At 63.7% G+C, this 3,060-nt stretch carries 3 protein-coding genes; all 3 read right to left on the reverse strand.

The window, feature by feature from the left end; genetic code table 11:
- Positions 1–119 precede the first annotated feature (119 nt).
- Positions 120–1,472, reverse strand: a complete 1,353-nt coding sequence (glmU, locus tag ACGVJ8_RS00760) for a bifunctional UDP-N-acetylglucosamine diphosphorylase/glucosamine-1-phosphate N-acetyltransferase GlmU (RefSeq protein ID WP_392345035.1) — start codon at positions 1,470–1,472, stop codon at positions 120–122.
- Positions 1,473–1,508: 36 nt separating this feature from the next.
- On the reverse strand, positions 1,509–2,426 hold the full coding sequence (locus ACGVJ8_RS00765; protein ID WP_392345036.1) for a tRNA (5-methylaminomethyl-2-thiouridine)(34)-methyltransferase MnmD: 918 nt from the start codon (positions 2,424–2,426) through the stop codon (positions 1,509–1,511).
- Positions 2,407–3,060 (reverse strand): 3-phosphoshikimate 1-carboxyvinyltransferase (locus ACGVJ8_RS00770; protein WP_392345037.1); only part of this gene is annotated, 654 nt, incomplete at its 5' end. The genes ACGVJ8_RS00765 and ACGVJ8_RS00770, both read right to left, overlap by 20 nt.

Raw genomic sequence — 3,060 nt, forward strand, 5'->3', positions numbered from 1 at the left:
CGCCGCAGCGCCCCTGGCAGCCTGGCTGAACTCTGGCGATGTTTTGCTGCTCAAGGCCAGCCGCGGTGTTGCTCTGGAACGGTTAATTCCGCTGTTGCCACGCCTTTGAAAAGGCTGGATTAAACCTTTCGTTCCGCCCAGCCGTCCTTGCTCATCTGGCGGGCGCGACCAATCGCCAGGGCGCCATCCGCCACATCCTTGGTAATCGTTGACCCGGCGCCGATTGTGGCGCGTTCGCCGACGTTGATGGGGGCAACCAGCACTGAATTGGCACCGGTCTTGCTGTTGCTGCCGATCACGGTGCGGTGCTTGTTCACCCCGTCGTAGTTGGCGGTGATTGTTCCGGCTCCCACGTTGACCTTCTCCCCGAGTTGGGCGTCGCCGATGTAGCTGAGGTGGTTCACCTTGGTGCCGGCCCCCAGCTGGCTTTTCTTCACCTCCACAAAGTTGCCGATGCGGCAGCCATCGCCGACATCGGCGGCAGGCCGCAGGTGAGCAAAGGGGCCGATGGCAACGTCGTTGCCGACGTTGGCCTCCCGTACAACGGAGTGCACCACACTGACGTTGGCCCCAACCGACGTGTCCTCGATCAGGCTGCCGGGGCCAATCCGGCAGTTGTCGCCAATCACGCATTGGCCACGGAAGTGGGTTTGCGGTTCGATCACCACATCGCGGCCGAAGCTGCAGCCTTCACTGAGGGTGCAACTCGCGGGATGAATGAAGGTGACCCCTTCATTCATCCAGTGGTGGCGCAACCGTTGCTGCAGCAGGGCTTCGCACTGGGCCAGTTGCCGCCGGTTGTTGATGCCATGCACCTCATCGGCATCGGCCACCTCCAGGTGCATGGCCTTCGGGAGCATCGCCACCGTGTCGGTGAGATAGAGCTCCCCCTGATCGTTGTCGGTGCTGAGCTTCGGTAGAACGTTGGCCAGAGCTGTCCAGTTGAAGCAGTAGATCCCGGCGTTGGTGAGGTTGTTGGTGCATTGCTCATCCGTACAATCGCGATGCTCAATGATGCTGCTCACCTGGCCGTTGGCATCGGCGAATACACGCCCGTAACCGGTGGGGTCCGCGAGCCGTGCCGTCAGCAGGGTGACATTGGCACCGCTGGCCCGGTGCTGTTGCACCAATGCGTCGACGGTTTCACGTCGCAGCAGCGGTACATCGCCGTTGAGCACGAGCAGTTCGCCTTCAAAGCCCTGCAGCGATGGGATCAGCTGTTGCACCGCATGGCCCGTGCCGTTCTGGGGCTGCTGCAGAACAAATTCCAGGCCTCCGAGCGGAGCCAGCTGCTGCTCCACTCGTTCGGCTTGATACCCCACGATCAGCAGCCGCCGTTCCGGTTGCAGGTTGCCGGCACTGGCGAGCACCCGTTCCACCAGGGTGGCTCCCGCCAGGGGTTGGAGCACTTTCGGGAGTGCGCTCTTCATGCGGGTGCCTTTTCCAGCGGCCAGAACGGCTACGGCGAGCATACGGAGCGAGGGGGAAACGGGCGGAATCTACCGAGCTCAGGACGGACTGTCCCTGCGCCAGCGCCTTTGCCAGGCATTGGTGGGTTCGTGACCGCAATGCTCCTGTTCAAGGCTGCGGCGCTCAACAATGACCTCAGCCGTGGCGTTGCCCTGGGGATCGCGAAACGGCACGGCCGCCCGCGTCTGCAGGTGTTCCCACTCCATCACCGAGAGGGGGCGCCAACCGGGGCCGTCCAGAGGACAGCCGGAGTCTGCTGGAGTTGCAAGGGTGCCGCTGCTCCACCCCGCCCGTTCGCCGGGGGCTGGCAGCAGTGAAAACAGGCTCAAGCCCGCTCGCTTCAGGCTGGCCCGCACCGCAGCGGAACGGCTATAGGTCAGCAACCTTCCTTGCGGCGCTAAGCGACGCGCCAAGGCTCCCAGGAATTCCTCGCTCCACAGCTCCGGGCAGCGCTGGGGGGAGAAGGCGTCCAACAGCACCAAGTCAAAGCGAACGGGCTCAGAAATCTCCTGGAGCATTGATCGGGCATCACCCCAGAACTGGATCCCTTGGCTGGTGGGCTCCTGCCAGCCATCGTGGTCGCGGATGGCTTCAAGCTTCGCCAGCACAGGGGCTGACCAGAGGGATTGGAAGCTCACCTGCTCCAAGGCTTGTTCCAAGGGGCGGCGGTCCAGCTCAAGCCCCCACCACTGCAACTTCGGCTCAGCCGCCGGCAAGGCCTCCAGTACAGCGGCAGTGTTGTAACCGAGCCCCATGCACACATCCAGGATTCTTAAATTAGAGCCGCTGCTGAAGCGCTGCAGCTCCGCGGGTTGGACGAACTTGGCCCGGGCCTCATTCAGGGCCCCCGCCGAGTTGTGAAAGGCTTCCCCGAAGTAATCGCTGTGCAGGCTGAAGCTTCCATCCGCCGTCGGGTAGACGCGGAGGCCGCCGAGCTCAGCAGCGGAGCCGTTCAAGTTCGTCCCAGAACGAGGGATACGACACGGCTGCGGCTTCGCTTCTCGCCAGACTGGAGTTGCCGTCGGCGAGAATGGCTGCCACGCTGAGGCTCATCGCCACCCGGTGATCGGTTTCGCTGTCCAGCACGGCTCCCTTGAGCGGACGACCACCGCGGATGGTCATGCCGTCGTCGTGTTCATCAATGTCGGCTCCCATGGCCTTGAGCTGACGCGCCATCACCGCCAGCCGATCGGTTTCCTTCACCCGCAGTTCAGACGCTCCACTGATCCGGCTTTCGCCCTCGCAGAAACAGGCGGCGACGCTGAGGATCGGCACCTCATCCACAAGGCGGGGCATGATCTCCTCGCCAAAGTTGAAGGGTTTCAAGGGTCCGTGGGTCACCCGGAGATCGCCCACTGGTTCCCCCGCGACGTCGCGGGGGTTGAGCACCTCGATCCGGGCACCCATCTGCTCCAGCACCTCCAGGATCCCGGTGCGTGTTGCATTGAGCCCTACGTTTTCGATGGTGAGATCGGCGCCTGGAATCAGGGCTCCAGCCACAAGCCAGAAGGCTGCTGCGCTGATGTCGCCAGGGACCGCCACGTTCTGGCCATGCAGGGTGGCTCCGGGACGCACGCTGATGTGCCGCCC

Origin of the sequence: Parasynechococcus sp., assembly GCF_042954245.1 — a bacterium.
Lineage (GTDB): Bacteria > Cyanobacteriota > Cyanobacteriia > PCC-6307 > Cyanobiaceae > Parasynechococcus.